Source organism: Aquimarina aggregata (assembly GCF_001632745.1).
Taxonomy (GTDB): Bacteria; Bacteroidota; Bacteroidia; order Flavobacteriales; family Flavobacteriaceae; genus Aquimarina; species Aquimarina aggregata.
The window spans coordinates 1-829 of the sequence record NZ_LQRT01000052.1; the positions used below are offsets into that span (position 1 = coordinate 1).

Genomic DNA, 829 nt, shown 5'->3' on the forward strand with positions numbered 1-829 from the left:
CTATTGTCCAACATTTCGGTTTCAACATCTCCAGGTTTTGAGTTTATTTCAAGAGAAACAATCTCATTCAGATATTTATTTATAATTTCTTCCATTTTTCACAATGGCATACAACGTTTTGTATATGTGTCGTAGCAGAGCAAAATGTTACCTTGCTTTTCGATTTTTCTGCGCATTGATTGCTAACTTTTACTTTTTGCAAGCACTGCGCCTTACCAAATATACAAGAACCTTTTGATTCATCACTTAGCTGCTATGATCACATATATCGTGTTGTGCAACGTTTTTTCGTCAGATGTTATGTATTCTACCTTTTAATTTTCGCCTATTAAAATCACTTACTCTCGTTTGGTCTTGTTTGTTAATAATTGCATACGCAATTAAAGGTACTGATAGAAATCCTCCAATTACATAAATAGCATAGTGACTATGACTTTCTTGAAAAATTGGGTTAACTAGAAAGAATACCAGAGGAGTTCCAATTAAAAAGATCAGACCTGCTGCAATTTGAGCAACTTTAGATTGTTTTGCTAAAAGTTCATCAACGTGAAACTCCGAATCCGTTCCACAATTCTTGCAATTCAGTTTTTTAGATTCCCAGTGTTGCATAGCAAATTCCACTCTTGTATAAGCATTGGTTGAGTATCCTATTTCGTCAGAACAGTTTTTACATTTTCCGTATACTCTCATTTATCATTCAGATTAATGTTGCACAACGTTAAGTGTATGTTTTGTTTGGTGATAATCGTTTGCGAAGCGCTAGCGTAGACAAACTATTTGCCAAATGAAATCATACACAGTGTTGTGTGCTTTATGCTTTTTAATTTAA

Annotated in this window: 1 protein-coding gene; it reads right to left on the reverse strand. The window is 33.8% G+C overall.

Annotation, left to right across the window (positions count from 1 at the left end; all coding sequences use genetic code 11):
* Positions 1 to 291 precede the first annotated feature (291 nt).
* Complete coding sequence (locus tag AWE51_RS23325) at positions 292 to 609, reverse strand: hypothetical protein (protein WP_198403863.1); 318 nt, start codon at positions 607 to 609, stop codon at positions 292 to 294.
* Between the last annotated feature and the right edge of the window lie 220 nt (positions 610 to 829).